This window comes from Roseateles sp. Mitsp63, assembly GCF_059491535.1.
The window spans coordinates 5802441-5827969 of record NZ_CP168509.1; the positions used below are offsets into that span (position 1 = coordinate 5802441).

Consider the following 25529-nt stretch of genomic DNA (forward strand, 5'->3'; position numbering starts at 1 on the left):
AGTCAGACGGCCGCGGGCGGCCGCGATTCCAGCGCCGCGCCGAAGCCGGGATTGGGCTGGGGCCCCATCGTGAACACCAGCCGGCCGCCCTGCATCAGGCTGGCGTGGTCGATCCAGCTGCGCGTGTGCGGCTGCCCCCGCCAGCTCACCGACTGCACGTAGATCCGATCGGGGCCGTTGTCGCGCGCCTCGATCTCCAGCGTCCTTCCGCCCGGCAGCGCCAGCTCGGCCCGCTCCACCAGCGGGCTGCCGAAGACATAGCGCGCGCTGACCGGATCCACCGGGTACAGCCCCAGCGCGCTGAGCACCAGCCAGGCCGACATCTGCCCGCAGTCCTCGTTGCCGGACAAGCCGTCGGGCCGGTCGCTGTAGAGCGTGTCCATGATCTGCCGCACGCGGGCCTGCGTCTTCCAGGGCTGGCCCGCGTAGGCGTAGAGATACGCGATGTGGTGGCTGGGCTCGTTGCCATGGGCGTACTGGCCGATCAGCCCCGAGATGTCGGGCGGCGCGCCCGGCAGTTGCTCCGAGCTCGTGCTGAACAGCGCGTCGAGCTGGGCGATGAAGGCCGCCTCGCCGCCGAACAGCTGCATGTAGCCGGCCACGTCGTGCTGGTTGAGGAAGGTGGCCTGCCAGGCGTTGGACTCGGTGAAGTCATGCCAGCGCGCCGAATGGCCCAGCGCGCGCGGGTCGAAGGGCTCGGCCCAGCGGCCGTCGGCCAGGCGCGGGCGCACGAAGCGCAGCGCCGGATCGAAGACGTGGCGGTAGTTCAGCGAGCGCCGGCGCAGCAGCTCCGCGTCCGCTTCGGCGCCCACGCCCCGCGCGAGACGGGCCAGCGCCCAGTCGTCATAGGCGTATTCGAGGGTCTTGCTGGCCGCCTCCTCCTCGCGGTCGGACGGGATGAAGCCCAGCCGCCGGTAATCGGGCAGGCCGCGATACGCGTCGTCCATCGCGCGCTGGCGCCATAGCGGCCAGGCGCGCTGGAAGTCGATGCCGGCGAAGCCCTTGGCCTGGGCCTCGGCCAGCACCACGGCCGAGTGGTAGCCGATCATGCAGCCGGTCTCGCGGCCATGCAGCGGCCAGACCGGCACGCCTTGATCGCTCTGCTCCGCCATGCGGATGAGGCTGTTGACCAGGTCCGGCACGCGCGCCGGCGTGAGCATCGTCAGCAGCGGATGCAGGCTGCGGTAGGTGTCCCACAGCGAGTACTGCGTGTAGTTGCGCTCGCCCGGCGCGAGCTGATGCACGCGCAGATCCATGCCGCGGTACTGGCCGTCCACGTCGCTGAACAGGGTCGGCGCGAGCAGGCTGTGATACAGCGCGGTGTAGAGCATGCGCTGGTGCCGCTCGTCGAAGGTCCGCAGCCGCAGCGCGGCGAGTTCGCGCTCCCAGGCCGCGCTCGCCGACGCGCGCACCTGCTCGAAGTCCCAGCCGGGCAGTTCCTCGCGCAGGTTGCGCAGCGCGCCCTCGGCGCTGACGTAGGAGATGCCGCACTTGACCAGCAGCGGCTCGCCCGCCTCCGAGCGCCAGTGCAGCGCCGCGAGCAGCTGCGTGCCGCGCGAGACACGCGCCGCCGCGCCGTCCGCGCCGTTGCCGTTGAACACCTCGAAGCGCTCGAAGGGCCGCGAGAACTGCATCGCGAAGAAGACCTGCCGGCCCTGCGCCCACTGGTCCACCGCGCGGCCGCCGAGCAGCGTGTCGTCGCCGACCACCTCCAGCTCGGCCCAGGGCACGCGCGTGGGGACGCCTGGCTTGTCCTGCATGCCATGACGCAGGTCCACCATCAGATGGCCGCGCGTGTGCTGGCCGAAGCGGTAGCGGTGCAGGCCGACGCGCTCGGTGGCGGTGAGCTCGACGGTGACATCGCGATCGCGCAGCGCGACGCGGTAGTAGCCGGGTTCGGCGGACTGGTCCCGATGCGTGAACGGCGCGCGCCAGCCCAGCTCCGGATTGCCTGGCGGTCCGGGCTGCCGCCGCACCTCGCCGACGCAGGGCATCACCAGCACGTCCAGCAGGTCACCGATGCCGGTGCCGCTGAGGTGCGTGTGGGAGAAGCCCATGATCGAGCGGTCCTTGTCGTGATAGCCCGAGCAGGCGTCCCAGTCCGCGTTGTAGGTGTCGGGGCCCAGCTGCACCATGCCGAAGGGCCGCGTGGCGGCCGGCGTGGTGTGGCCGTGATCGCCGGTGCCGATGAACACGTCGACATGGCGGGTGAGGCGGTCTTGCGCGGCGGCGCCCGGGGACGCGGCCTGGCGCGAGGGGCCGGCGCAGCCGGTCAGCGGCAGGCCGGTGACGAGCGCCATCTTGAGCAGGTCGCGGCGTGAGGTCATGGATCAGCTCGATTGCAGCAGCGCGGGCCGATGCCGCGCCAGGTTCAGGATCAGTTCGCCGAACAGGCCGTTGGCCCAGGCAAACCACGGGCGGGTGAAGTGCGTGGCGTCGTCCTGGTCGAAGGCCTCGTGCATGAAGCCGGTGCCCGCATGGCTGGCCTTGAGCCAGCGCAGGCACTGGCGGACCTCCGCGTCCCCCGCGGCCGTGGCCGGCGCGGTCAGGGCCTTCATCGCGACGGACATCGGCCAGATCATGCGCAGGCCCTCGTGCGGCCCGCCGGTGCCCTCGGCCACGCGGCCGCGGAAGAAGTAGGGGTTGTCCGCGCTCCAGGCCCGCGCGCGCGTGCGGCGGTACAGCGCGTCGCCCACCGCGCAGACGCCCAGGTAGGGCAGGCTCAGCAGGCTGGGCGCGTTCGCGTCGTCCATGAAGAACTGGTTGCCGAAGCCGTCGACCTCATAGGCCCAGACCTCGCCCGCCGGGGTGCGCAGCCGCGCATGGCGATGCAGCGCGGCCGCGACCTCATCGGCCAGGGCCTGGGCCTCGGTGGCCAGCGCGGCGTCGTGCAGCACCGCGTCCGCCATGGCCGCGAGCTGACGCAGCGACACGACCGCGAACAGGTTGGCCGGCACCAGGAAGGGAAAGACGCAGGCGTCGTCCGACGGCCGGAACATCGAGTGGATCAGCCCCACCGGCCGACCCGGATGGCCGTAGCCATCGAGGACCAGCGTCTCGGTGGCGGCCTCGGCCTTGCGCTGGAAGCGGTAGGGACCGGGGCCGGTCTTGCGCTGCTGCTCGCGCATCGTGCGCAGGACCGCGCGCATCGCCTCGGCCCATTGCGCATCGAAGGGCGCGGTGTCGCCGGTGGCGCGCCAGTAGCCATGGGCCAGGCGGATGGGCCAGCACAGCGAGTCCAGCTCCCACTTGCGCTCGGACACGCCGGGCCGCATCTCCGTCAGGTCGCCGATGGCCCACTTGAGCTGCGTGCGGGCCTGGGGATCCTCGAGGAAGGCGTTGGCATAGGGGTCGATCAGCAGGCAGCGCGCGTGGCGATGGATGACGCCGCGGATCAACCGGCGCAGTGCATCGTCCTCGCGCGCGAAGGCCAGGTAGGGCCAGACCTGCGCCGACGAGTCGCGCAGCCACATCGCGTCGATGTCGCCGGTGATGACGAAGGTGTCGGGCTTGCCGTCGACCGTGCGCTCGGTCACCGTGGTGTCCAGCGTGTTGGGCAGGCAGTTGCCGAACATCCAGGCCAGCTCCGGATCGCCGATGCGGCGCTGGAGGTCCGCGATGGCCGCGTCGACGGCAGGGCTGACGAAGCGTCGCTGACCGGGCGGAGGCCGGGCACTGGCGAAGCGGTCGTCCGCCGCCCGCGCGCGACCCATGCCCAGACCGCTCAGCCCAGCGGCGAGGCCGAGCCCGAGCAGCGCGCGCCGCGCCGGTGAATCGATCATGTCCGGCCCCGTCATCGCGGCAGCTCCTGGCGGCCCTGGATCGCGAAGCTGGCGCGCAGCACCTCGGCATGGCCCGGTTGACCGCCGCCCACCGCGAACCGGTAGCGGCCCGGCAGCACGGCCCGCACGCCCGCCGCGTCGACCTGGCTGAGCGCGCGGGCGTCCAGCTCGAATCGCAGCGTGCGGCGCTCGCCGGCCTTCAGCGGCACGCGCTGGAAGGCCACCAGCGCGTGCGCCGGGGCCACGGCCAGCGGCGTCTCGGGCTCGAGGTAGACCTGCGCCACCTCGTCGCCATCGCGATCGCCGGCGTTGGCCACCTCGACCTCGACCGTGATCGCCTCGCCCGCGTTCAGCACCGCGCTCGACACGCGCGCAGCCTGGTAGGCGAACCGGGTGTAGCTCAGGCCGTGCCCGAAGGCCCACAACGGCGAGCCCTTGAAGTAGCGATAGGTGCGGCCCTGCATGCCGTAGTCGGCGAAGGGCGGCAGGTCCTGCGCCGAGCGGTAGAAGGTCACCGGCAGCCGGCCTGCCGGGTTGTTGAGGCCCAGCAGCGTCTCCGCGATCGCCTGCCCGCCGGCCTCGCCCGGATACCAGGCGGCCAGCACCGCGTCCGCGTGCTCGGCGGCCCAGCGCAGCGCCACCGCGCTGCCCGACTGCAGCACCACCACCAGCGGCTTGCCGGTGGCCCGGACCGCCTGGAGCAGGCGCTCCTGCGCCGCCGGCAGGTCCAGCACACTGCGGTCCCCGCCGTCGAAGCCGGGCACCTCCACCTGCAGCTGCTCGCCCTCCAGATCGGGCGACAGGCCGACGAAGGCGACGACGGCATCGGCCTGGCGCGCGGCCTTCACCGCCTGCGCCAGCTGCGCCTCGGCCGGCGCCTGCCATCGCAGTGACAAGCCTTGGTCCTCGCCCGTGTGCAGCCACTCGACGCGCAGCGTCCGGGGACGCCGGTCCGTGACCTTGACGGTGACCGCCGCCTGGTCGCCGTCACCGTCCTGCAGCAGCTGGCCGTCGAGATAGAGACGGACGCGGTCATGGCCGTCGCAATCGAAGCAGCGCTCCACGCGCAGGCCCAGGCGGTACTCGCCGGGCGCCGGCGGCAGGAACTGCCCGCGCCAGCGCACCGAGTACCCGCGCGGCGGCAGGCCGGCCGCGGGTGGCGCGCGGTTGAAGTCGAGGTTCAAGGTGGCGTCGTCGCCGACGGCGGCGGGCCGGCCCGCGAGAGTCGCGTTGGCGAAGACCTCGCGGCGCAGGCCGGGGCGCCCCTGCGGCGTGCGCAGCGCCGCCTGCGGCACGGCCACCAGCACGCCCTCGGCCAGCGCGGAGCCCTGGGCCGCGATCACGCGCGCGGGTCCGAGCGCCTGACGCAGTCCGGCCAGCGGCGTGATGGGATCGACGGCCACGCCGTGGTAGTTGGCGTGCAGGTCCTCCAGCAGCTCGGCGGTCGGGCCGACGACGGCCACCCGGCCGCGCGGCGACAGCGGCAGCACGCCGTTGTTCTTCAACAGGACCATGGACTCGCGCGCGGCGCGCAGCGCGAGCGCGCGACCCGCCGTCCAGTCGATGGACGGCGCGGCGCGCGCGGGCGAGAACAGGCCCAGCCGCAGGCGCGCCTCGAAGAGACGCCGCAGCGCGCGATCCAGCTCGGCCTCGCTGACGCGGCCGCTCGCCACCGCCCGGCCCAGCGCGGCGAAGCTGCGGCCGCAGTTCAGGTCGGTGCCGGCCTGCAGCGCGCGCGCCGAGGCCTCCGCGTCATCGGGCGTGGTCTTGTGGAAGAGGGTCATGTCCTCGACCGCGTCGCAGTCGGTGACGACGAAGCCCTGGAAGCCCCAGTCGCGGCGCAGGCGGTCCTGCAGCAGGGCCGTGCTCGCGCAGGCGGGCGTGCCGTCCAGCGCGTTGTAGGCGCACATGACCGAGCCGGCATGCGCCTGCGTCACCGTGGCCCGGAAGGCCGGCAGATAGCTGTCTTCCAGGTCGTGGGCGGAGGGATTGACGTTGAACGCATGGCGATCCTTCTCCGGCCCGCTGTGCACGGCGAAATGCTTGGGCGTGGCGATCACCAGCGGACGGCGCTCGTCGGGGCCCTGCAGCCCTTGCACGAAGGCCACGCCCAGGCGCGCGGTGAGGACCGGATCCTCGCCATAGGTCTCCTGCCCCCGTCCCCAGCGCGGATCGCGGAACAGGTTGATGTTGGGCGACCAGATCGTCAGGCCGCCATAGCGGGCCGAATCGCGCGACACGCCCGGCGGCGGCGGCGCGGTCTTGGCGCGCGCCTGCGTGGCGATCACGCCGCCCACCGCCTGCAGCAGCGGCGCGTCCCAGCTGGCGGCCAGGCCGATGGCCTGCGGGAAGACCGTGGCCCGGCCATTGCGCGCCAGGCCGTGCAGGCCCTCGCTCCACCAGCCGTAGGCCGGCACGCCCAGGCGCTCGATGGCGGGCGCGCCGTCCTGCAGCTGGGCGATCTTCTCGGCCAGGCTGAGCCGGCGCACCAGATCGGCGGCGCGCTCGGCGTCGCCCAGGCGGTCGTCGAGATAGGGTGGCACCGTCGGCGAGGTTCGCGATGACGGCGCCGGCTCGGCGGCCGTTGCCGTCGAGACCATCGATGCCATCGATGCCGGCAGCAAGGCCGCGAGACACAGCCACGGCATCGCGCGCATGCCGCGGCCCCCGCGGCGCTTCGGCACTGCCGGTGAAAGGGAGAGCGCGCGCCTGACGGCGTCAGCCCAGGCGGCGCGGGTCCAGTTGCACATGCCGGATGTGGCTCCGTTGGTAGGTGTAGGTGAGATGCACGAGACCATCGCGTGCCTGGATCGCGGCCGGGTAGGAGAACTCCTGGCCCGGCTCGTCCTCCAGCGTCGCGACGGTGCGCCACGTGTGTCCGCCGTCGCTGGACAGCGCCAGGTCCAGCCGGTCCCGGCCGGCCCACCAGTCCCGCCCCTGCTCGCGCGGATTGAAGACCATCAGGATGCGCCCGTCGGCCAGGCCCAGGGCCTCGATGCCGGCATTCGGATTGGGCAGCGGGGTCAGCAGGGGCGCCGACCAAGTGCGCCCGCCATCGCGCGAGCGGGTGACGGCGATGCGATTCGCGCGGCTGCGCGCGAAGGCCAGCACGCTGCCATCGGGCCGGGCAACCAGGCTGGGCTGGATCAGTCCGTCGCCGCGCGGATCGTCCACCGGCGAGTTGGGCAGCCAGCTCCGGCCCAGGTCCCGGCTGCGCTCCATGTGCAGGCGCCAGTGGCCGTCCTCGTCCTCGGTGCTGGACGGACACAGCAGCGTGCCGTCCGCCAGCATCAGCGGCTTGCTGCGGATCGGTCCCAGCACGCCCGCGGGCAGGCGGCGCGGCGGGGACCAGTGGTCGCCGCCGTCGTCCGAGGTGATGAGTTCGCCCCACCACTGCCGCGGATCGGGGCCGACCTTGTAGAAGAGCAGCAGCCTGCCGCCGCGCGCGGCGCTGGCCTGGAACAGGACCGGGTTCCAGGTGGGCAGCGGACGGCCGTCCGGCTGCACGCCGTCCGCGACCGCGCGAGGCGGACTCCAGGCACCGGCCCGCAGGCGCGAGCACCAGATGCGCACGTCGGGCGCGCGCTCCGCGGTGCCGCCGAACCAGGCGGCCATCAGGCTGCCGTCCGGCAGTTCCACGAGCGTGGACGCATGCACCTGCGGCGTGGCCGGCGGGTCGTCGATGAAGCGCTTGTGCAGCTCGAGTTCCGCGCTCCAGGCGCGCGGCGCCGCCGCGCCCGCCAGCGCCGCGCACAGCAGCCTCCGCCGGGACAGGCCGGGCGCTCGCGGCGTCATAGCGCCTGCCGCAACGCGGCGATGCGCCCGGCATCGATGCCGGCCGCGAAACTTCCGCCGGCTCGCGCGCCGCTGCCCACGTGGTACTGCCGCGCGCCGATGCGGCGATGCAGCGCGGCCAGGTTGCCCGCGTGCACGCCCGAGCCCACCAGCGGCTCGACGCCCTCGCCCAGGCGCCAGCGCGTCACCAGTTGCGCGAGCAGCTCGGCGCCCTCCTCCGCGGTGGGCGCGGCGCCTGAGCTCAGCAATTGCGCCACCGCGCCGCGATAGGCGCTCAGCTCGCTGAAGGCGCGGACCGGATCGCGCGCCTCGTCGAAGGCCCGATGGAAGGTCAGCGGCAGTCCATCGGCCCAGCGCAGCACCTGGTCCAGGGCCGCGCGGTCGATGTCGCCATCGGCCGTCAATGCGCCGAAGACCAGGCCGTGCGCGCCAGCGTCGCGCACCATCGCCACGCCCTCGCGCACCTGGCGCATGTCGGCCTCGTCGTAGCTGAAGGACCGGGCATGGGGCCGCACCATGACCATCACCGGCAGACGGCACTGCCGCACGACCTCGCCCACCACCTGCGCGGCGGGCGTGAGGCCGCCCTGGGCCATGTCGGACACCAGCTCGATGCGGTCGGCGCCCGCGGCCTCGGCCTCGCAGGCGTCCCGGGCCGACAAGGCGATGACCTCGATGCAGGCGGGCTTGACGCTCATGGGGCGGCGAACAGCTTGAACTCGCGGATGGCCGCGACACCGACGCTGTTGGTGATGCGCAGCCGCACGCGGCGCGCGCTCACCGGCGCGAAGCGGTCGATCTTCATGTGACCGACCGCCTGCGCCTGCGCGAGCGTGATCCAGCGGCCGCCGTCCCAGGCCTCGATCCGGTAGCCGCGCACGTGCTGGCCGTCCTCGAGACGCTCCATCGTCAACGCCCGGTCGATGGTGACGGTCTTGCCGAGGTCCACCTCCAGCACGCCGCGGTTGGCCTCTGTGACGGTCCAGGAGGTGTCGTCGTCGTTGTCGAGCGCCGCCTCCGCGCGCGCATCGGCCTTGACGTGTCGCGCCGCCAGATTGGCGGCATTCCCATAGCGTTGCTCCAGCGCCTGCCCGAATTCGGCCAGGCGCTTCACGTCCTCGTCGGGCAGCAGCCCGTGCCGGTCGGGCGCGATGCCCAGCACCAACTGGCCGCCGCGGCCCACGCTGTCCTCGTAGTTGCGCATCAGCTCGTCCACCGTCTTGAGCGACGCGGCGAACTCCGGCTTCGAGTTCCAGAACCAGAAGTCCTTGTGCAGCGGCGTGTCGACCTCCACCGGCCGCCAGCGCAGCTGCCCATGGCGGTCGATGACGTTCCAGTTCTCGCCCTCGATGACGCCGACCTCGTTGCCGACCCAGCGGATGTCGCCGTACTCGAACAGCGCGGTGTCGGCGAACACCATGGCATTGGGTTGATAGGTGCGCAGCTTCGCCACGTAGCGCTCGAAGTCGTAGACGTGGCCGTCGCTGCCCGCGCCGTCCAGCCACCATTCGACCAGCGGGCCGTAGCCCGAGGCCAGCTCGACCAACTGGCCGGTGTAGAAGACGTCATAGGCCTTGGGCTCGGCGTAGCGCGGCTCGTGCCGGTCCCAGGGCGACAGGTAGACGCCCATGCCCATGCCTTCGCGCCGGACGGCGTCGGCGGTCAGGCGCACCAGGTCGCCCTGGCCGTTCAGCCAGGGGCTGGACTTGACCGAGTAATCGCTCTGCTGCGTCGGCCACAGCGCGAAGCCGTCATGGTGCTTGGCCACCAGCACCAGGTAATTCGCGCCCGCCGACCTGGCCGCGCGCGCCCACTGGCCGGGGTCCACGCGGTCGGGATTGAACACCGTGGCCGGGGCCTGGCCGTCGCCCCATTCGCGGTCCAGGAAGGTGTTGGTGCCGAAGTGCACCAGCACGCCGAAGCCGCGGTTCTGCCACGCCACCTGCTGCGGCGACGGGGTCGTCGCCGAGAACGAGTCCGCGGCGCAGGCGCCCGTCCAGGGCGCCGCCAAGGCCATGCACAGCGCCGGCAAGCGCTTGATCAACGATCGGTACATCTCAGGATCCATCACGGTCACAGGAAAGGGCCGGCCGGCTCCCGCGAGCCGGCCAGCCCCCGATCACGCCCCGTTCAGAGCTTGAAGTTCATGCCCAGCATGATGGTCCGGCCGTTCTTGTAGAAGCCGGTGGGCGCGTCCTTGTTGCCGCTGAACTGGTAATAGGTCTGGTCCAGCAGGTTGGTCGCGCTCAGGCTGATGCCGATCTTCTTCGTGATCTCGTAGGAGGCCGACAGGTCCAGCTGCTTGTACTGGTCGGTGAAGTCCTGCGAGTTCAGGCGGCCGATCTGCGTGAAGTACTGCGAGCGCCAGCTGTAGACCAGGCGCGCGGTGAAGCCCGCGTATTCGAAGTACGGAATGATGTTGACCGTGTTCTTCGACAGGTAGGGCAGGTTCAGGCCTTCGCCGGTGTCCGCCTTGGCATAGGTGTAGTTGGCCTGCAGACCGAGGCCGTAGCCCAGGTTCTGCTGGTACATCAGCGACAGGCCCTTGACCTTGGCCGAGCTGGCATTCACCGGCGAGCTGATCGAGAAGGTCCGGTTGTTGATGACGCGGTCGTTCGTCACGTTGACGACGTAGTTGCTGACGTCGCGGTAGAAGAACTCGGCGCCCAGCATGCTCTGCGGCGCGAAGTACCACTCGCCGGCCAGGTCGAAGTTGGTCGACTCGTAGGGCTTCAGGTCGGGATTGCCGCCGCTGCCGGTGCCCTTGACCAGGTCCAGGTTGGTCGCGCCGGCCAGGTCCGAATAGCGCGGACGCGCCAGCACCTTCGCCACCGAGAAGCGCAGCACCTTGTCGGAATCCAGGTCGTAGGCGGCGTTGAAGCTGGGCAGCAGCTTGTTGTAGCTGGTGTCCGTGGTGGTCGGCGTGTAGGTCGTGCCGCCGTCGCTGGAGAGGTAGTAGTTCGAGTTGTCCTTGGTGTGCACGTAGCGCAGGCCGAAGTTGCCGCGCACGCCAGCGACGTCGTAGTTGAACTGGGTGTAGAGGTTGGCCGTGGTCTCCCGCACGCGGAAGGTCGAGCCGTAGTCGATGTTGAAGGGTCCCTGCGGCTGATTCAGCAGGTAGTTCTTGACCTGCCCCAGATCGGCGGTGGGCCAGTTGCGGATATCGCCGCTGACATCCAGCCCATCGTACAGCCCGGACGGCGCGTTGGAGTTGCCGAACTGGTCCAGCGAGACATCGCTGGTCGTGTTGATGCGATTGCCGCGCGCGTTGACACCGTTGTCGTGCTTGATGAACTTGGCGCCGACCAGCACTTCGTTGATGGGCCCCAGATCCAGCTTGTGGGACAGGTCGACCTGGCCGTAGCGTTCGCGGTCGCTGCTCTCGGCGTAGTAGATGCCGCCGGCCTGGTACTTGCCGTCGATCGACGCGCCCGGCGCGGAGCCCGCCGGCGCGCCCGGCAGGCCCCAGTTGGACCGGCTGCCGTCGTCATAGACGATGCCGGCCTGCTTGGGGCCGTAGTTGAAGGAGTAGCCGCCGGACTTCAGCAGGTACTTCATCAGGTATTCCGGCGACTTGCCGCCGGAGGCCGAGGTGTAGCCGACCTGGCTGGAGAGCTTCCAGTCGTCGGCCTTGTACTCGTGCTGCAGGTTCAGGCTCTTGGTGACGACGGTGGACTCGCGATAGTTCGCGTCCAGCTCGGCATAGGGCTGGTTGCCGTTGCCGGCGCCGGCCGTCACGGTCGCCGCGGTGATCAGGCCGTTGTTGACCGTGGCCTTGGTGATCTTGTCGACGTCGCCGCAGCCGGGGCAGGCATAGCGCGCCTCGCTGTAGTTGTTGTACTTGCCGTGGACGTAGATGCCGGTGAGGTTGAGCTCGTTGCGGGCATCGGGCTTCCATTGCAACGCGCCCTGCAGGCTGTCGCGCTGGCGCGTCTGCTGGAAGAAGTCGCTGTCGATGGCCACCGGCATGCGCGCGGTCTGCGGGTCGCCGCTGCCGGAGATCTGCGCCGTGGGGCTGATGCCGCTGCCGGTGGTGTAGCCGAAGAACTCGATGCCGGCCTGCGACAGCGTCTGCTTGTCATGCGACACGGCGATCAGCGCGCCGAAATCGTTGCTCTCGTTCTTCCAGCTGTACAGCACCGAGCCGCGCGGGTTGCCGTCCTTGGAGCGGTCGTTGTAGCTGTAGCCCAGCGAGCCGCGCAGCGTGTTGGCCGGCAGGTCCAGCGGCTTGCGGGTGTGGATGATCACGGTGCCGCCGATGCTGCCCTCGTCGATGCGGGCCTCGGGCGACTTGTAGACCTCCATCGTCCCGATGATCTCCGGCGACAGCAGCGTGTAGTTGAAGGTGCGGCCGCTGGTGTCGCTGGGGTTGCCGCCCCAGTCGCCCGAGGCGATGGTCTGGCCATTGACCAGCACGCGGTTGAGCGCCGGGTCGGTGCCGTTGATGCTGACCTTCTCGCCTTCGCCGTAGAGGCGGTCCACGGCGATGCCGGGCAGGTGCGCGAGCGATTCGGCCGCGTTGGTGTCGGGGAACTTGCCGATGTCCTCGGCGCTGATCGCATCGACGATGGAATCGGCGTTGCGCTTGATGTTCATCGCGCGCTGCAGGCTGGCGCGGTAGCCGGTCACGTTGACCGTATCGAGCGTCTCGGCCTTGGCCTTGGCGCCGCGCTCGGCGTCGGGCGCGGGCGCGGCGGCGGAAGCGGCGGCGGAAGCGGCGGCACTGGGCGGAGGCGCCGCCTGCGCGAAGGCGGCCGGGCCGTAGATGGCCGCGATCGCGGTGACCAGGGTGGTTTTCAGGAGGAGTCGATTCGGTTTCATGATCGCAATCTTCTTGGGGTGAGGGCCGTGGATGAGGGGTCGGTCAATGCCGCGTCTTTGAATTGCTCTTGTCCCTGGATATCGAACTAGCTACTGCACGCATGCGTCGATCCGCTTTTTGAGCGGACGATCTGTTTCCTGGCTTCCGTTCATCGCAATCGCGAGTCGGCCAGGGAACGAAGATTCAGGTGGGCCTGCAAGTCGCCCGGCGAGGCCGTGGCGCGCAGCGGGATCAGGACTTCCTCGCCGGCCGGGATGTCGAGCGCGTTGTCCGCCAGCTCGACCTCCAGCGGCCCGAAATCGATCCACACCGCGCGGGCGAAGGACTGGGTCCTGATGGCGAGCCGCCACGCGTCAGGACCGCCGGCGGGATCCCGCTCCAGTCGCGTCTGGAAGCGCGGATCGTCCAGCTTCAGCTCACGGGCGGGCACGAAGTACACGGTCTGGCGGGCCACCGGCAGGCCCTGCACCCGCAGCTCGACCTCGGCCACGGTGCGCGCCGGGTCCGCGCCTTGCAGCAGCTCGGCATCGGAGCGATGCCAGACCGGCGTGACGGCCAGCGGCCGCGCGACCAGGGCCGCGCGCTCGGCGCGCAGCACGCGGCCGTCCAGGTCCGAGACGCGCAGGCGCAGCTCGGCGTCGTGCGGCTGGGTGTTGTCGGAGACCACCGCAATCTCGGTCCCGTCGGCGCGGCGCAGCGCCGTCACCGTCGTGTCCGCGTAGAAGCGGCGTGCGTGGAACTGCAGCGCCTTCCAGCGGCCGGAGACATCCACGCTGGACCAGGACGCCCCCGGCCAGACATCGTTCAGCTGCCAGTACAGCGAGCCCATGGACCGCGGACGCCGGCTGCGCAGATGGCTGGCCGCCAGCGCGATGCCCTCGGCCTGCATGACCTGGCTGAGGTAGACGAAGGACGCGAAGTCCTTGGGCTCGCCATAGCCCTTGCGGATGTAGAAGAGCAGGCGGTCGTTGCCCACGTCGGGCCCCGCGGCCACGCCGAATTTCTGATGCGCGCGGATCACCGGCGAGTCCAGCCGCAGGTCCTGCGGACCGGCGAAGCTGGCGATGGTGCGCATCTCCGGGTAGGACTGCAGGCCGTACTCCGACATGAAGCGCGGCGTGGTGTCGAGGAAGGTCTCGACCGGCGCGGAGCCGCCCCACACGCGCCAGAAATGCACGTCGCCATCGTCCATCTGGCCGGACGGCCCCTCCAGGTCGACGCCGGGCGAGGTGGCCCAGTAGGGCACCTCGGGCGCCTCGCGCTGCACGACGCCGCGCAGCACGTCGCCGAAGAGCTTGAGGTTGGCGCTCCACAGGCGCTCGCGCTCATCGGGGGAGAGCCGGTTCTTGAAGGCCAGCGTGGCGTCCCAGGTCTCCCAGTCGGCCTGCACCTCGTTGCCGCCGCACCAGAGCACGATGCTCGGGTGGTCGCGCAGCCGGCGCACCTGCTCCACGGCTTCCTGGCGGACGTTCTCCTGGAAAGCCGTGTCGGCCGGCAGGATGGCGCCGCCGAACATGAAGTCCTGCCAGATCAGCAGGCCCAGCGCATCGGCCTCTTCGTAGAACGCGTCGCTCTCGTAATAGCCGCCGCCCCACAGGCGCAGCATGTTCATGTTGGCCCGCCTGGCGCTGAGCAGCAGCGCCCGCTGGCGCTCGCGCGTCACGCGGTTGGGGAAGCTGTCCAGCGGGATCATGTTGGCGCCCTTGGCGAACACCGGAATGCCGTTGATGACGAAGGCGAAGCTCCGGCCCCAGGCATCCTTCTCGCGCCGCAGCTCGACGCTGCGCAGACCGGTGCGGCGCTCGGCATGGGCACGCTCGGCGCCGTCCTGCGTCAGGCTGGCGCGGAAGCGGTACATCGGCTGCCCGCCGTAGCCGGCGGGGAACCAGCGCTGGGGCCGCTCGATGCGCACGGGCAGGCTCAGCGCGTTGCGGCCGGGGTCCAGCACCACGTCGCGGGTCAGCGTGAAGGGCTCACCCTCGGGCGGCGTCACCTCCACCTGCAGCCGGGCGGCCCCGCCGCGGCCGGCCTGCACGTCGAGCTCGGCCGCGAGCTGCGCCACGCCTTCATCCACCCGCGGCTGGCGCACGTGGAAGTCCTCGATGCGCAGGCGATCCCAGCTCTCCAGGCGCACCGGCTGCCAGATGCCCAGCGTCACGAAGCGCGGACCCCAGTCCCAGCCGTACTGGTACTGCGCCTTGCGGACGTAGGTCGCGGTGGCCACGCCCTTGGGCTCGTCGCCGAACTGCGAGTCGTAGGCGCCCGGCAGCGCATAGGGCTGCTTCAGCAGCCAGGGCTGCATCTTCCTGATCGGCGATTGCAGCCGCACCAGCAGCGTGTTGCGGCCTGGCTTGAGCAGCGCCTTGGCGGGCAGGCGCCAGCGGCGGAACATGTTGTCCGTGGCAGCCAGCGCCTGCCCGTTGAGGCTGACCTGCGCGAAGGTGTCCAGGCCGTCGAAGACCAGCTCCACCTGCTCGCGCGCCAGGGTCGCGGCATCGACGTCGAACGCGAGCCGGTACTCCCAATCCGACAGCCCGATCCATTGCAGGCGGGCTTCGTTCTCGCCGTGGAAGGGCTCGGGGATCAGACGGGCGTCCAGCAGGTCGGTCTGCACCGTGCCGGGCACGGTCGCGCCGCGCCAGCCGGCGGCCTCGGGGTGCGCCTTGGCCGCCTCGGGATCCGCAAGGCGGAACTGCCAGCCGCCGTCCAGCGGCTGCGTGTGCAGCTGCGCCAGCGCCCAGGGCGCGGCACTGCCCAGCAGCGCCGCCAGGCCCAGCCCGCGCAGCGCGCGGCGCCAGCCAACGAGGAGGGAAGAGGGATGCATCTTGGGGGCGTCCTCGATCAGGGCCGGGCCGGCTCGGCGGCCAGCAGGCGCGCCGCGTCGATCGCGTACAGCGGGCCGTGGATGGGTGCGGTGAAGCGCAGGCACAGGTCCTGCACGCCGGTCAGCGGTGGCAGCGGCGCCTTCAGCGTGAAGGCCTCCGGCGCGCTGCCGGCGGGCAGCGGCAGCGACGCGAGCAGCGGCCCGGCGCAATCGCCCTGCCGCACCTCGAGCTCGCCCGCCGGCGTGCGGGCCGGATGCTGGACGACCTTGACGGCGTCCTGCGCCAGACCGTAGTTGCGCGCCAGCCGGCCGGCGTCGACCGCGATGCCCTGCACGCCGTCCAGGCGCGCCCGCGGATAGATCCAGCAGGCATCGAGGAGGTTGACGTTGAAGACGGGCGCCCACTGGGTCGCCTCGGTCCGCAGCGGCACGCGCAGGCCCATCTCTCCGGACGGGCAGGCCTGCAGCTGGTTGCTGGAGCGGGTCAGCAGCGTCGCGGTGTCCAAGCGCTGCTCGCGCACGGCCGCGAGCGGCCGGCCCGCGGCATCGAAGGCGGTCGCGCGCAGGCGCGCGGGCAGCGTGACGATCAGCGGCTTGCCATCGGCGTCCAGGCCCGGCGACGCCGGCCCCGGATCGGAGCCATCCAGCGTGTAGCGGATCTGTCCGTAGCCCAGCTGATTGACCAGCCGCACCGGCGCCTGGCCGGCGGCGAGCATCGCGGCCGCGCCGCCATCGATGTCGAACCGCACCGCGAAGGCGCTGTCCGCGGCGTTCACGCCCTGGCGCAGATAGCGCGCCCGCTGCAGCGCCAGGCGCGGCACGAAGCCGCGCCAGTCGCGCAGCGCGGCCGGCGACCAGGCCACCTCCGCCACTGCGGCCAGGCGCGGGAAGATCGCGTGCTCCCGGTGCTGGCGCGACGGCATGTACTCGGTCCACAGCGCGGCCTCCAGGCCCAGCACATGCCTGGCGCGGTCGGTGTCCAGGCCGGCCGGCATGGCCTCGAAGGCATGGACCTTCTCGATGGGCAGCTGGGCCAGGCGCCCTTCCGGCTCGTCGTCGCCGGCGCTCTGCAGGTTGTCGAGGTAGAGCGAGCCGGCCGGCGCCAGCACCACGTCGTGGCCCAGGTTGGCGGCGGCGACGGCGCCCTCGGTGCCGCGCCAGGACATGACGGACGCGCCCGCGGGCAGGCCGCCCTCCAGGATCTCGTCCCAGCCGATCAGCCGGCGGCCGCGGCTTTCCAGGTAGCGCCCGATGCGGCCGATGAACCAGCTCTGCAGCGCCTCCTCGTTGGCCAGGCCCAGCGCGCGGATGCGGGCCTGCACGCTCGGCGAGGCCTTCCACTGGTCCTTGACCGCCTCGTCGCCGCCGACATGGATGAAGGACGACGGGAACACCGCCATCACCTCGTCCATCACCTGCTCGATGAAGTGGAGGGTGGATTCATCGGCGTTGTAGAGATAGGGATTCACGCCGTAGTCGACCGCCACGGCGGGGCGCGGATTGCGGCCCGGGCCGTCGCCGATGTCCACGCCCACGCGCGGATAGGCGGCGACCACGGCCTGGGCGTGGCCGGGCATGTCCAGCTCCGGCACGACGGTGATCTGGCGCTCGGCCGCATAGGCCACCAGCTCGCGCATCTGCGCCTGCGTGTAGAAGCCGCCGTAGCGCGCCGGCTCGCCGCCGGGCGGCGCGCGCCAGCCGCCGACGCGGGTCAGGTCGGGGTAGCGCTTGATCTCCAGGCGCCAGCCCTGGTCGTCGCTCAGGTGCAGGTGCAGCACGTTGAGCTTGTGCAGCGCCATCTGATCGACCAGCGCCTTCAGCTCGTCCAGCGGCGCGAAGTGGCGCACCACGTCCAGCATCAGGCCGCGCCAGCCGAAGCGCGGCTGGTCGACGATGCGCAGCACCGGCACGTCGATGCCGCCCCGCGCGTCATCAGCGTTGGCGTTGGCGTTGGCATCGAGCAATTGCCACAGGCTCACGCCCGCATACAGGAGACCGGCGTCATCGCCCGCCTGCAGCGTGGCGCCGCCGGGCGTCACCGCCAGTTCGTAGGCGCCCTTGGCATCGGTGGCGATGCGCGCATCGCGGCGCAGCACGATCGCGCCGCTGGCGCCCTCCCGCACCTGCAGACGCAGGTGGTGATCTCGCCAGGCCATGGCCGCGAGGAAGCCCGCCGCGCGGCGCGCCCCGCGGTCGCCAGCCGGCACCGCGATGACCGCGCCCGGCGCCAGGCGCAGCACGCCCTCGCCGCGCGTGAGCTGCGCCGGCAGCGGCACCAGCGGCAGCACGTCCGCCGGCATCGGCGGGAGCACGGCGGGCTGGGCGGGCTGGGCGGGCGCGTGGGTGCCGGCCTGCGCGGCACCGGCCGCCGCCAGCGCAAGGCCCAGCGGCAGCGCTCGCAGCAGGCGCGGCAGGCGCGCGATGACCGGATGGCGGGTTCGCATCGACCGGGTCCTCAGCGCCGCGACAGCGGCAGTTCGTCCCAGACGGCCGGGTCTTCCGCGCCGATCACCCAGGCGCTGAAGCCGTCGATGCCCGCGGCCTTGACCAGCGCGTAGCGCTCGCGGAAGCCGCGCGCGTCGGGCATGAACACCCATTCGCGCATCTGGTCGCGCTCGAACCAGTAGTAGGAGGTGCGATCGACCTCGTCCCAGCGGATGGTGGCGCCGTAGGTGGCGGCCAGCGGGATGGACTCGTCGGCATCGATGTAGTCGCCGACGATGTTCGGCGCCTCCTTGCCGTCCTCGCGCACCGGGTTGCCGGTCGACCAGCGGTAGCCGTACAGCGCGATGCCCAGCGAGAGCTTGTGCTTGGGCACGACCTTGAGCGCGTAGTCCAGGTGCTCCTTCATCCAGGGATAGCCATCCACCGGGCCGGGCGCGGTCCAGCGGGTGTGCTGGTCATAGGTCATCAGCGACACCAGGTCGGTGACCTTGCCCAGCGCCTCCAGGTCGTAGGCGCCGCGCCAGAACTCCCACATCCATTTGGAGAAGGGACCGCGGCCCGACGCGCCGGGCGCGTTGGGCACGACGGCGACGCTCAACTGCAGGCCCGCCTTGTGCAGCGCATCGGCGGTGCCCTTGGCCATGCGCGTGAAGGCGTCGCGATCGGTCCAGGCGATGTTCTCGAAGTCGTACTGGAAGCCGATGAAGCCGTGCTCCTTGGCCGCGCGCAGCAGCGACGCGTTCATGCGGGCCTGCGCCTGCTCGTCGTGCAGCAGCTTGTGGAAGCCCTCGCGGTTGGTCGTCATCGACAGGATGGGCATCACCGGCACGCCCTTGCCCTTGGCCAGCGACAGCACGAAGGGATTGGGCGCGCCGTTGACCAGGCCGGCCGCGTCGACGCCGTACCAGGTGGGCACCAGCAGGTCGACCTTGTCGGCATGGGCGACGAAGGCGTTGACCGACTTCTGCGTCTCCATCATGTAGAAGAGCGCGCGCGGCGCGGCCAGGGCCTGCTGCGCGAGCCCCGCCAGGAGCAGCAGCAAGGGGGCGGCGCACAGCCGCAGGCACCGGAGGAAGGGGGATTCAGACATGGGGGGATCGGTGGTTGGGTGTCCGGAGGTGTCGCGGTCAGGCGCTGCTCAGCGCGACTCGATCTTGAAGACGTAGGCATGGCGGCCCACGGGGTCCTTGGGCACGCGCAGGTGCAGGCCCGCGGCGTCTTGCGTGAAGGGGATGTCGCTGCGGTTGGCGAGCAGCGTGACGCGCTTGACCGGCGCCGCCAGCGCGCTGGGCGCCAGCGATCGGATCAGCAGCTCCTGCCGTCCGTCGGCGCGCGCGGCCGGCCAGCCCAGGCCGATGGCGTAGAGCACCGGGCCTTGCGTGGTGAAGCGGAAGTCCTCGGGCGTGTAGGGCTTGGCGTTGCGGTCCTGGAAGGTGCCGCCGACCACTTCCGTCGGGCCTTCGCCGAAGCGCGTCCAGGGCCGGCTGCCGTAGATGGCCTCGCCGTTGAGCTTGAGCCAGTCGCCCATCTCCAGCAGGATGTCGCGCGCCGGCTCGGGGATGCTGCCGTCGCCGCGCGGGCCGATGTTGAGCAGCAGGTTGCCGTTCTTGGACACCACGTCGATCAGCTGATGCAGCAGCTGGCCGGCCGGCTTGTAGGTGTCGCCGTCGATGTAGCCCCAGGAGGCGTTGCTGATGGAGGTGTCGGTCTGCCAGGTCTGCGGCTGGATGCCGACCATCTGGCCGCGTTCGACGTCGTAGGTGCCCGCGCCCTGCGGGAAGGCGTCGAGCTTGAAGTCGATGACGGTGGCCTCGCCGCGGCGCGCGCCCTGGTTGTAGTAGTACGCGGCGAAGCTGGGCATGGTGTGCGCGCGCATGCTGGCGTGGCCGATCCACCAGTCGAAATACATCAGGTCCGGCTTGTACGTGTCGACCAGCTCGGCGGTGCGGGCGAGCCAGTCGTCCAGCCAGGCCTGGGACACGTAGGTCCAGTCGTGCGGCAGGTCGCCGTCGTCCTTGCCGTGCAGCTCGCGCAGCTGCGCCGGGCCGTAGAGCGCGGCGTAGCGCGGGTCGTTGACGTCGGAGGCGATGCGGCGGCCGCCGTCGAAGAACCAGTCGTGCTCGGCGCGGTGCGACGAGGTGCCGAAGCGCATGCCCTCGGCGCGGATGGCCTGGGCCAGCTCGCCCAGCACGTCGCGCCGGGGGCCCATGGTGGCGGCCGTCCAGTCGCTCAGGCGCGAGCGGTACATCGCGAAGCCGTCATGGTGCTCCGCCACCGGCACCACGTAGCGTGCGCCGGCCTGCGCGAACAGCCGCGCCCAGCCCTTGGGGTCGAAGCGCTCGGCCTTGAAGCGCGCGATCAGGTCCTTGTAGCCGAAGACGGCCGGCGAGCCGTAGGTCGCCAGGTGATGCTCATGGGGCTTGCTGCCCTCCTGGTACATCTCCCGCGAGTACCACTCGTTGCCGAAGGCCGGCAGCGAGAACACGCCCCAGTGCACGAAGATGCCGAACTTCGCGTCCGCGTACCACTGCGGCGTCTTGTAGCCCTGCAGCGAGGTCCAGTCCGCGCGGAAGGGCCCGGCCGCGACGCCGGCCTGCACCTGACGCAGCACGCGGGCGCGTTCGCCGTCGAACTTGCTGACCGACTGGCGCCAGATGGCGTCGATCTCGGCCGGCGAGCGCGTGGCCGCGGTGGGCGCGGTCGGGTCGGCGGCCGGAGCGGCCGGCGTGGCCGTGGCCGTGGCCGTCTGCGCGTGCACGGACGCCGGTCCGAAGGCGGCCATCGTGGCGCCGAGCGTGGTCAGGGCGCTCGCGATGGTCACGGCGCTCAGGCGGCGGTAGCGGGAGGCGGACATACGGGGAGGACTTCCTGTGGGAGTTCAGCGGACCGCCGACGCGGCGACATCAGGGGCGAGGGCGGGAGCGGGGGCGGGTCTTGCCTCACCGGGGAAGGGCGCGGCGCCCAGGCGCAGCGCGGCCTGGTCCAGCCGGCTCTCGAGCGCGAGCGCGCCATCGGGCGCGATCACGCGCAGGCGCAGCGTCGCGGCCACCAGGCCCTTCTCGGCGGGCCACCGGCCTTGCAGCGTGAACGGCGCGGCCAGGTCCGGCAGGCCCTGGGCGCCCTGCCCGATCAGCCGGCCGTCGCGGTCCGTCATGCGCCACTCGACCCGGTAGTCCAGCAGCGGATAGGACGGCAACTGCGCCGCGCCATTGGCCTGCAGCACGGCCTGGAATCCCGACAGCCCCTCGCCTTCCCAGGCCCAGCCCATGCGGGCCGTCAGCGGCGCGTTGCGCTGCTGGTAGGCGGCATACGAGGGCTTGCGCTGGCGATACTCGTCGACCACGCCGTGGTCCACGTAGCCGGCGGTCTCGCCGGCGGCCAGGTTGCGATGCGACTTGTAGTCCTGGTAGATCCAGAAGATCGCGCCCGCGACGAAGTCGCGCCGGGCGAAGGCATCGAGCTGCTGGCGCAGGTTGGCGATGCGCTGGCGATCGGCCTCGGCGGCGTTCGGCGCAAAGGGGCCGACGAAGCCGTACTCGGAGATGACCAGCGCCTTGTCCGGGTAGGTCTTCTGGATGAAGTCCAGCCAGGGCTCGACCTGCTCGGCGGCGCCGCTCCAGCTGCCGAAGTAGGCGTTGGCCATGAGGAAGTCGGCCTCGTGCAGCGCGGCGTTGTCGCGCCAGGGCGCGATGCTCACGTCCGAGTCCGCGAAGGTGAAGAAGCGCGTCGGATCGAGCCGGCGCACCGCCGCCTTCATGCGCCGCACGTAGTCCAGCCCGCCGGGCAGGCGCGTGTCGCTTTCGTTGCAGACGCTCCACGCGAAGATGCTGGCGTGGTTGCCGTCCACGGCGATCATCTCGCCCAGCATCCGCTCGGCCAGCGCCTGCACGCGCGGGTCCTTCAGCTGGGCCTCGCTGAACTGCCACACCGGGATCTCCGGCACCAGCAGGATGCCGTGGCGGTCGGCGTAGTCGAGCACCGCGGGCGGCTGCGGATAGTGCACCGGCCGCGTCAGCGTCGTGTGCAGCGCGCGCAGGTCGTCCCAGTCATGCAGGATGCTGCCGCGGGTCTCCGCCAGGCCTTCCCACGGCGTGTCCTCGTGGCGCGTCAGACCGGTCAGCCGCACCGGCCGGTCATTGACCCAGAGCTTGCGGTCGCGCAGCTCGATGCGGCGCAGGCCCAGCGTGTCGGTGCGCGTGTCCAGCACCTGGCCTTGCTCGTCCTGCAGCTCGGTGACCACGCGGTAGAGCTGGCCATCGCCGATGTTCCACAGCCGTGGCCGGGCGATGGACAGGCGCAGGTCCGCGCTGCCCTTGCTCCCGGCCGGCAGTTGCAGCGGCTGGCGCGCGGCGGCGGCCGTGGCGCCGTCCGGCGCGAAGGCGGTGGTGACCACCTGCAGGCGGCGCGCGCGGGCGCTGGCGTTCTCCAGCTCGACGCGGGCATCGACTTGCGCCGGTGCCTCGCCGATGCCGCGGCCGGCCAGGGCGCCGCTCAGCGTGGCGCGCAGCGTCTGGCGGCGCACCAGCGCGCCATCGCCGACGCTCAGCCACACCTCGCGCACCAGGCCGCCGAAATGCCACCAGTCGTACCAGACGCTGCCGCTGCCCGCCAGGCGCATCGCGTGGCCGGGAATGCTGCTCGCGGACGGCCGGTTGTCCACGGCGACCACCAGCAGATTCGGCTGACCGCGCCGCAGCAGCCCGGTGATGTCGAAGGCATGGGCCGTGTGGCCGCCCTCGTGCTGGCCGACCTCCACGCCGTTGAGCCAGACGCGGCTGCGATAGAACGCGGCGCCGAAGTTCAGCTCGACATGCGCGTCCTGCGCCAGCGGCAGCGTCAGGTCCAGCCGCCGGAAGTACCAGCCGGTGCCCTCGAAGTCGGTGTCCGCCTCGGTGTCGGCATTCCAGGTGTGCGGCACGGCCACGCTGCGCGTGTGGGCCGGCACGGCGCCGGTCCAGCCGGCGGCCACGCCCTCGTCCTTTGGATCGGTGCGGAACTGCCAGCCGTCGTTGACGTCGATGCGCGTGGCCGCGCCGGCCAGCGCCGGCAGGCCAGCCAGCGCCAGCACGAGGCTCGCCAGCAGGGCCGGCCGGGCTGACGTCGCGCGCAGGAGGGGGAGGCGTCGCATGAGACGGTCTCAGCGGCGGCGCGGGGGCGCGGCGGAGCCCCGCACCACGAGCTCGGGCGTGAACTGCTCGGCGCCCAGGTCCAGCGGTCGGCCGGACTGGGCGTGGCGCACGCGCTCGATCAGGCGCAGCGCGGCGCGGCGGCCGATCTCGACCGTGTCCTGCCGCGCGGTGGTCAGCGGCGGCCAGGTGAGCTGCGAGAAGGGGCTGTCCTCGAAGCCGGCGATGGCCAGGTCGCTGGGCACGTCGAAGCCGACCGAGCGGGCCGCGGCCAGCACGCCGGCCGCGATCTCGTCATTGCTGCCGAACACGGCCGTGGGCGGCGCGCTCATCGCCAGCAGCTTGCGGGCGCGGCGGAAGCCGGAGTTGAAGTTGAACTCGCCTTCCAGCACCAGCTGCGGATCGACTTCCACGCCGTAGTCGCGCATCGCGTCCATGTAGCCGGCGTAGCGCTGGACGCTGGACTCGTAATAGCCCTCGCCCCAGAGGAAGCTGATGCGGCTGTGGCCCAGCTGGATCAGGTGCTCGGTGACGGCATGGGCGGCGCGCCGGTCGTCCACGCGCACGCAGTCCTGCATGTCGCGCGGGTCGTCGCCGGCCGAGACGATGCGGATCACCGCCACGCCGTGCGCCGCCAGCGCCTGGACCAGATCGCGCTGCTCCGACATCGGCGGCGCCAGCACCAGGCCCGCCAGGCGCGAGCGCCGCACCAGGGCGAGCAGTTCCTCGATGGAGCCCAGGGCCGGCGTGCCGCAGGGATGGATCTGCAGGCCGTAGCCCTGCTCGCGGCACGCGGACAGCACGCCGTTCTGCAGGCTGACCAGGTAGTGCGCGTTGGGGTTGCTGTAGACCAGGCCCAGGGCGAAGGAATGCGTGCCGCGCAGGCTGCGCGCCAGCGGATCGGACTGGTAGTTCAGCGCCGCGATGGCCTGACGCACGCGCTCGCGCATCTCGGGACGCACGGCCGCGTCCTCGTTGATCACGCGCGACACGGTCTTGAGCGACACGCCCGCGGCCTCGGCCACGTCGCGGATCGAGGCGCGCGCGGGCGCGACGGCCCGGGGCTCCCCGGCGGCATCGATGCGCGCGGGCGCGGGTTCAACGGCCTCGGCGATCTCGGCGATCTCGGCGGTCGTGGCGGTCTTGCGGGGCCGGGCGGCCTTGGTGACCTTGGCGGCTCTGGCGGTCTTGGCCGGCGGGGGCGCGGCGGTCTTGGTCTTGGGTGCTGGCTTCATTCGGCCTCCCCTTCGCGCAGGCCGACGCGATAACCGGCCAGGCCGTAGAAGAGGATGTACAGATAGCAGGGCGCCATCAGGCCCAGGAACACCAGCTGGAAGTCGTGATGTTGCTTGAGCACCGCGAAGGCCTGCGGAATGATCGCGCCGCCGGCGATGCCCATGATCAGCAGCGCCGCGCCGCGCTCGGTGGCCTCGCCCAGCGAGCGGATCGCGAGCGGGAAGATGGCCGGCCACATCATGGCGTTGGCGAATCCCAGCGCGGCCACGAAGCCCACCGAGACATAGCCTTGCGTGGCCCAGGCGCACAGCGACAGCACGACGCCCAGCGAGGCGGACACCGCCAGGTAGCGCTGCTGCGAGATGTACTTCGGGATCAGCACCAGGCCGGCCACGTAGCCCAGCAGCATCGCCACCAGCGTGAACGAGGTGAAGAACTTGGTCTGGTCGGCCGGCAGGTTGAAGCCCGCGCCGTAGGTGCCGATCGCGTCGCCGGCCATCACTTCCGCGCCGACGTAGACGAACAGGCAGAGCACGCCCAGCCACAGGTGCGGGAAGGCGAACACGCCGCGCCTGGCGCCGGCGGCGGCGGTGGCCTCGCCGCGGTTGGCCTCGGCCGCGCGGATGTCCGGCAGCGGCGAGCGCAGGATGCCCACGGCCAGGACGGCCAGCACGCCGGCCATGATCATGTAGGGCGTGTGGATCTTCTGGGCGAAGGCGTTCAGCAGGATGTCGCGCGTGGTGGCGTCGGCCGTCTTCAGACTCTCCGCCAGGCCGCCGACGTCGGACAGCACCACCGCGCCCAGCAGCAGCGGGGCCAGGATGCCGGCCACCTTGTTGCAGATGCCCATCCAGGCGATGCGCTGGGCGGCGCTCTGGATCGGGCCGACGATGCTGATGTAGGGATTGGCCGCGGTCTGCAGCAGCGACAGGCCGGCGCCGATCACGAACAGGCCGGTCAGCGCGCCGGGATACAGGCGCATCGACACGAACTGGCCGAAGACCATCGCCCCCGCGGCGATCACCAGCAGGCCGATCGCCATGCCGCGCTTCATGCCGGTGCGCTTGAACACCGCCGCCGACGGCAGGGCCAGGAAGAAGTAGGACAGATAGAACGCCATCGGCACGAGGAAGGCGTTCACGTCGTCCAGATCGAAGGCCAGCTTCACGAAGGCGATCAACGGTCCGTTGATCCAGGTGAAGAAGCCCATGATGAAGAACAACAGGCCAATGATCGCCACCGGGCCGAGCGGCGCGCGATTCGCGGATGGGGAGACGGTTCCGGCGATGGGCATTCTGGGCCTCCGAGGTGAGCAGACTTGTTTATCTTTCTTGATGACACTGTTGTCAATCGAGTCACGCCACTGTCTCAGTTGCGCACTCGCGCTAAACATCCGATCACCACAGGGGAAAGTCGATCCACACGGTGATTCAAGGCTCGAATGCCGAGGGAAAACACCGAGCCTGAACGGCGCGATCTGTCTGATGCAGACATCGATT

The 25529-nt window shown here is 71.4% G+C and carries 14 protein-coding genes; all 14 read right to left on the reverse strand.

What is annotated here, in order from left to right:
- Positions 1-2 precede the first annotated feature (2 nt).
- Positions 3-2327: a GH92 family glycosyl hydrolase gene (locus tag ACEN96_RS25185; RefSeq protein ID WP_495585752.1), complete on the reverse strand. Its 2325-nt coding sequence runs from the start codon at positions 2325-2327 to the stop codon at positions 3-5.
- Between the two features lie 3 nt (positions 2328-2330).
- Positions 2331-3797 carry a glycoside hydrolase family 125 protein gene (locus tag ACEN96_RS25190; protein WP_495585753.1) on the reverse strand — a complete coding sequence of 489 codons (1467 nt, stop codon included), beginning with the start codon at positions 3795-3797 and terminating at the stop codon, positions 2331-2333.
- Positions 3794-6439 carry a glycoside hydrolase family 3 C-terminal domain-containing protein gene (locus ACEN96_RS25195; RefSeq protein ID WP_495585754.1) on the reverse strand — a complete coding sequence of 882 codons (2646 nt, stop codon included), beginning with the start codon at positions 6437-6439 and terminating at the stop codon, positions 3794-3796. Before ACEN96_RS25195 ends, ACEN96_RS25190 begins: the two co-directional genes overlap by 4 nt.
- Positions 6440-6500: 61 nt before the next feature.
- Positions 6501-7577 (reverse strand): sialidase family protein, encoded by a 1077-nt coding sequence (locus ACEN96_RS25200; protein ID WP_495585755.1) that lies wholly within the window; start codon positions 7575-7577, stop codon positions 6501-6503.
- Entirely contained in the window at positions 7574-8275 is a 702-nt protein-coding gene (locus tag ACEN96_RS25205; protein ID WP_495585756.1) for a copper homeostasis protein CutC, read from the reverse strand. The genes ACEN96_RS25200 and ACEN96_RS25205 overlap by 4 nt, the downstream gene beginning before the upstream one ends.
- Positions 8272-9633, reverse strand: coding sequence for an alpha-L-fucosidase (locus tag ACEN96_RS25210; RefSeq protein ID WP_495585757.1), 1362 nt, complete (start codon positions 9631-9633; stop codon positions 8272-8274). The genes ACEN96_RS25205 and ACEN96_RS25210 overlap by 4 nt, the downstream gene beginning before the upstream one ends.
- A gap of 74 nt (positions 9634-9707) precedes the next feature.
- Positions 9708-12398 carry a TonB-dependent receptor gene (locus ACEN96_RS25215; RefSeq protein WP_495585758.1) on the reverse strand — a complete coding sequence of 897 codons (2691 nt, stop codon included), beginning with the start codon at positions 12396-12398 and terminating at the stop codon, positions 9708-9710.
- 149 nt (positions 12399-12547) lie between these two features.
- Entirely contained in the window at positions 12548-15223 is a 2676-nt protein-coding gene (locus tag ACEN96_RS25220) for a beta-mannosidase (RefSeq protein WP_495585759.1), read from the reverse strand.
- A gap of 17 nt (positions 15224-15240) precedes the next feature.
- Positions 15241-17667, reverse strand: coding sequence for a family 20 glycosylhydrolase (locus ACEN96_RS25225; RefSeq protein WP_495585760.1), 2427 nt, complete (start codon positions 17665-17667; stop codon positions 15241-15243).
- An 11-nt stretch (positions 17668-17678) separates the two neighbouring features.
- Positions 17679-18758, reverse strand: coding sequence for a glycosyl hydrolase family 18 protein (locus tag ACEN96_RS25230; protein WP_495585761.1), 1080 nt, complete (start codon positions 18756-18758; stop codon positions 17679-17681).
- Between the two features lie 48 nt (positions 18759-18806).
- Complete coding sequence (locus ACEN96_RS25235; RefSeq protein ID WP_495585762.1) at positions 18807-20522, reverse strand: alpha-L-fucosidase; 1716 nt, start codon at positions 20520-20522, stop codon at positions 18807-18809.
- A gap of 24 nt (positions 20523-20546) precedes the next feature.
- On the reverse strand, positions 20547-22796 hold the full coding sequence (locus ACEN96_RS25240; RefSeq protein WP_495585763.1) for a glycoside hydrolase family 2 protein: 2250 nt from the start codon (positions 22794-22796) through the stop codon (positions 20547-20549).
- A gap of 9 nt (positions 22797-22805) precedes the next feature.
- Positions 22806-24029: a LacI family DNA-binding transcriptional regulator gene (locus ACEN96_RS25245; protein WP_495585764.1), complete on the reverse strand. Its 1224-nt coding sequence runs from the start codon at positions 24027-24029 to the stop codon at positions 22806-22808.
- Positions 24026-25324 (reverse strand): sugar MFS transporter, encoded by a 1299-nt coding sequence (locus ACEN96_RS25250; protein ID WP_495585765.1) that lies wholly within the window; start codon positions 25322-25324, stop codon positions 24026-24028. The genes ACEN96_RS25245 and ACEN96_RS25250 overlap by 4 nt, the downstream gene beginning before the upstream one ends.
- Positions 25325-25529 lie beyond the last annotated feature (205 nt).

Bases quoted from the DNA above. Each gene is read 5' to 3' on its own strand.
- ACEN96_RS25185 (WP_495585752.1), bottom strand. From the start codon at position 2,327: ATGACCTCACGCCGCGACCTGCTCAAGATGGCGCTCGTCACCGGCCTG.
- ACEN96_RS25190 (WP_495585753.1), bottom strand. From the start codon at position 3,797: ATGACGGGGCCGGACATGATCGATTCACCGGCGCGGCGCGCGCTGCTC.
- ACEN96_RS25195 (WP_495585754.1), bottom strand. From the start codon at position 6,439: ATGCGCGCGATGCCGTGGCTGTGTCTCGCGGCCTTGCTGCCGGCATCG.
- ACEN96_RS25200 (WP_495585755.1), bottom strand. From the start codon at position 7,577: ATGACGCCGCGAGCGCCCGGCCTGTCCCGGCGGAGGCTGCTGTGCGCG.
- ACEN96_RS25205 (WP_495585756.1), bottom strand. From the start codon at position 8,275: ATGAGCGTCAAGCCCGCCTGCATCGAGGTCATCGCCTTGTCGGCCCGG.
- ACEN96_RS25210 (WP_495585757.1), bottom strand. From the start codon at position 9,633: ATGTACCGATCGTTGATCAAGCGCTTGCCGGCGCTGTGCATGGCCTTG.
- ACEN96_RS25215 (WP_495585758.1), bottom strand. From the start codon at position 12,398: ATGAAACCGAATCGACTCCTCCTGAAAACCACCCTGGTCACCGCGATC.
- ACEN96_RS25220 (WP_495585759.1), bottom strand. From the start codon at position 15,223: ATGCATCCCTCTTCCCTCCTCGTTGGCTGGCGCCGCGCGCTGCGCGGG.
- ACEN96_RS25225 (WP_495585760.1), bottom strand. From the start codon at position 17,667: ATGCGAACCCGCCATCCGGTCATCGCGCGCCTGCCGCGCCTGCTGCGA.
- ACEN96_RS25230 (WP_495585761.1), bottom strand. From the start codon at position 18,758: ATGTCTGAATCCCCCTTCCTCCGGTGCCTGCGGCTGTGCGCCGCCCCC.
- ACEN96_RS25235 (WP_495585762.1), bottom strand. From the start codon at position 20,522: ATGTCCGCCTCCCGCTACCGCCGCCTGAGCGCCGTGACCATCGCGAGC.
- ACEN96_RS25240 (WP_495585763.1), bottom strand. From the start codon at position 22,796: ATGCGACGCCTCCCCCTCCTGCGCGCGACGTCAGCCCGGCCGGCCCTG.
- ACEN96_RS25245 (WP_495585764.1), bottom strand. From the start codon at position 24,029: ATGAAGCCAGCACCCAAGACCAAGACCGCCGCGCCCCCGCCGGCCAAG.
- ACEN96_RS25250 (WP_495585765.1), bottom strand. From the start codon at position 25,324: ATGCCCATCGCCGGAACCGTCTCCCCATCCGCGAATCGCGCGCCGCTC.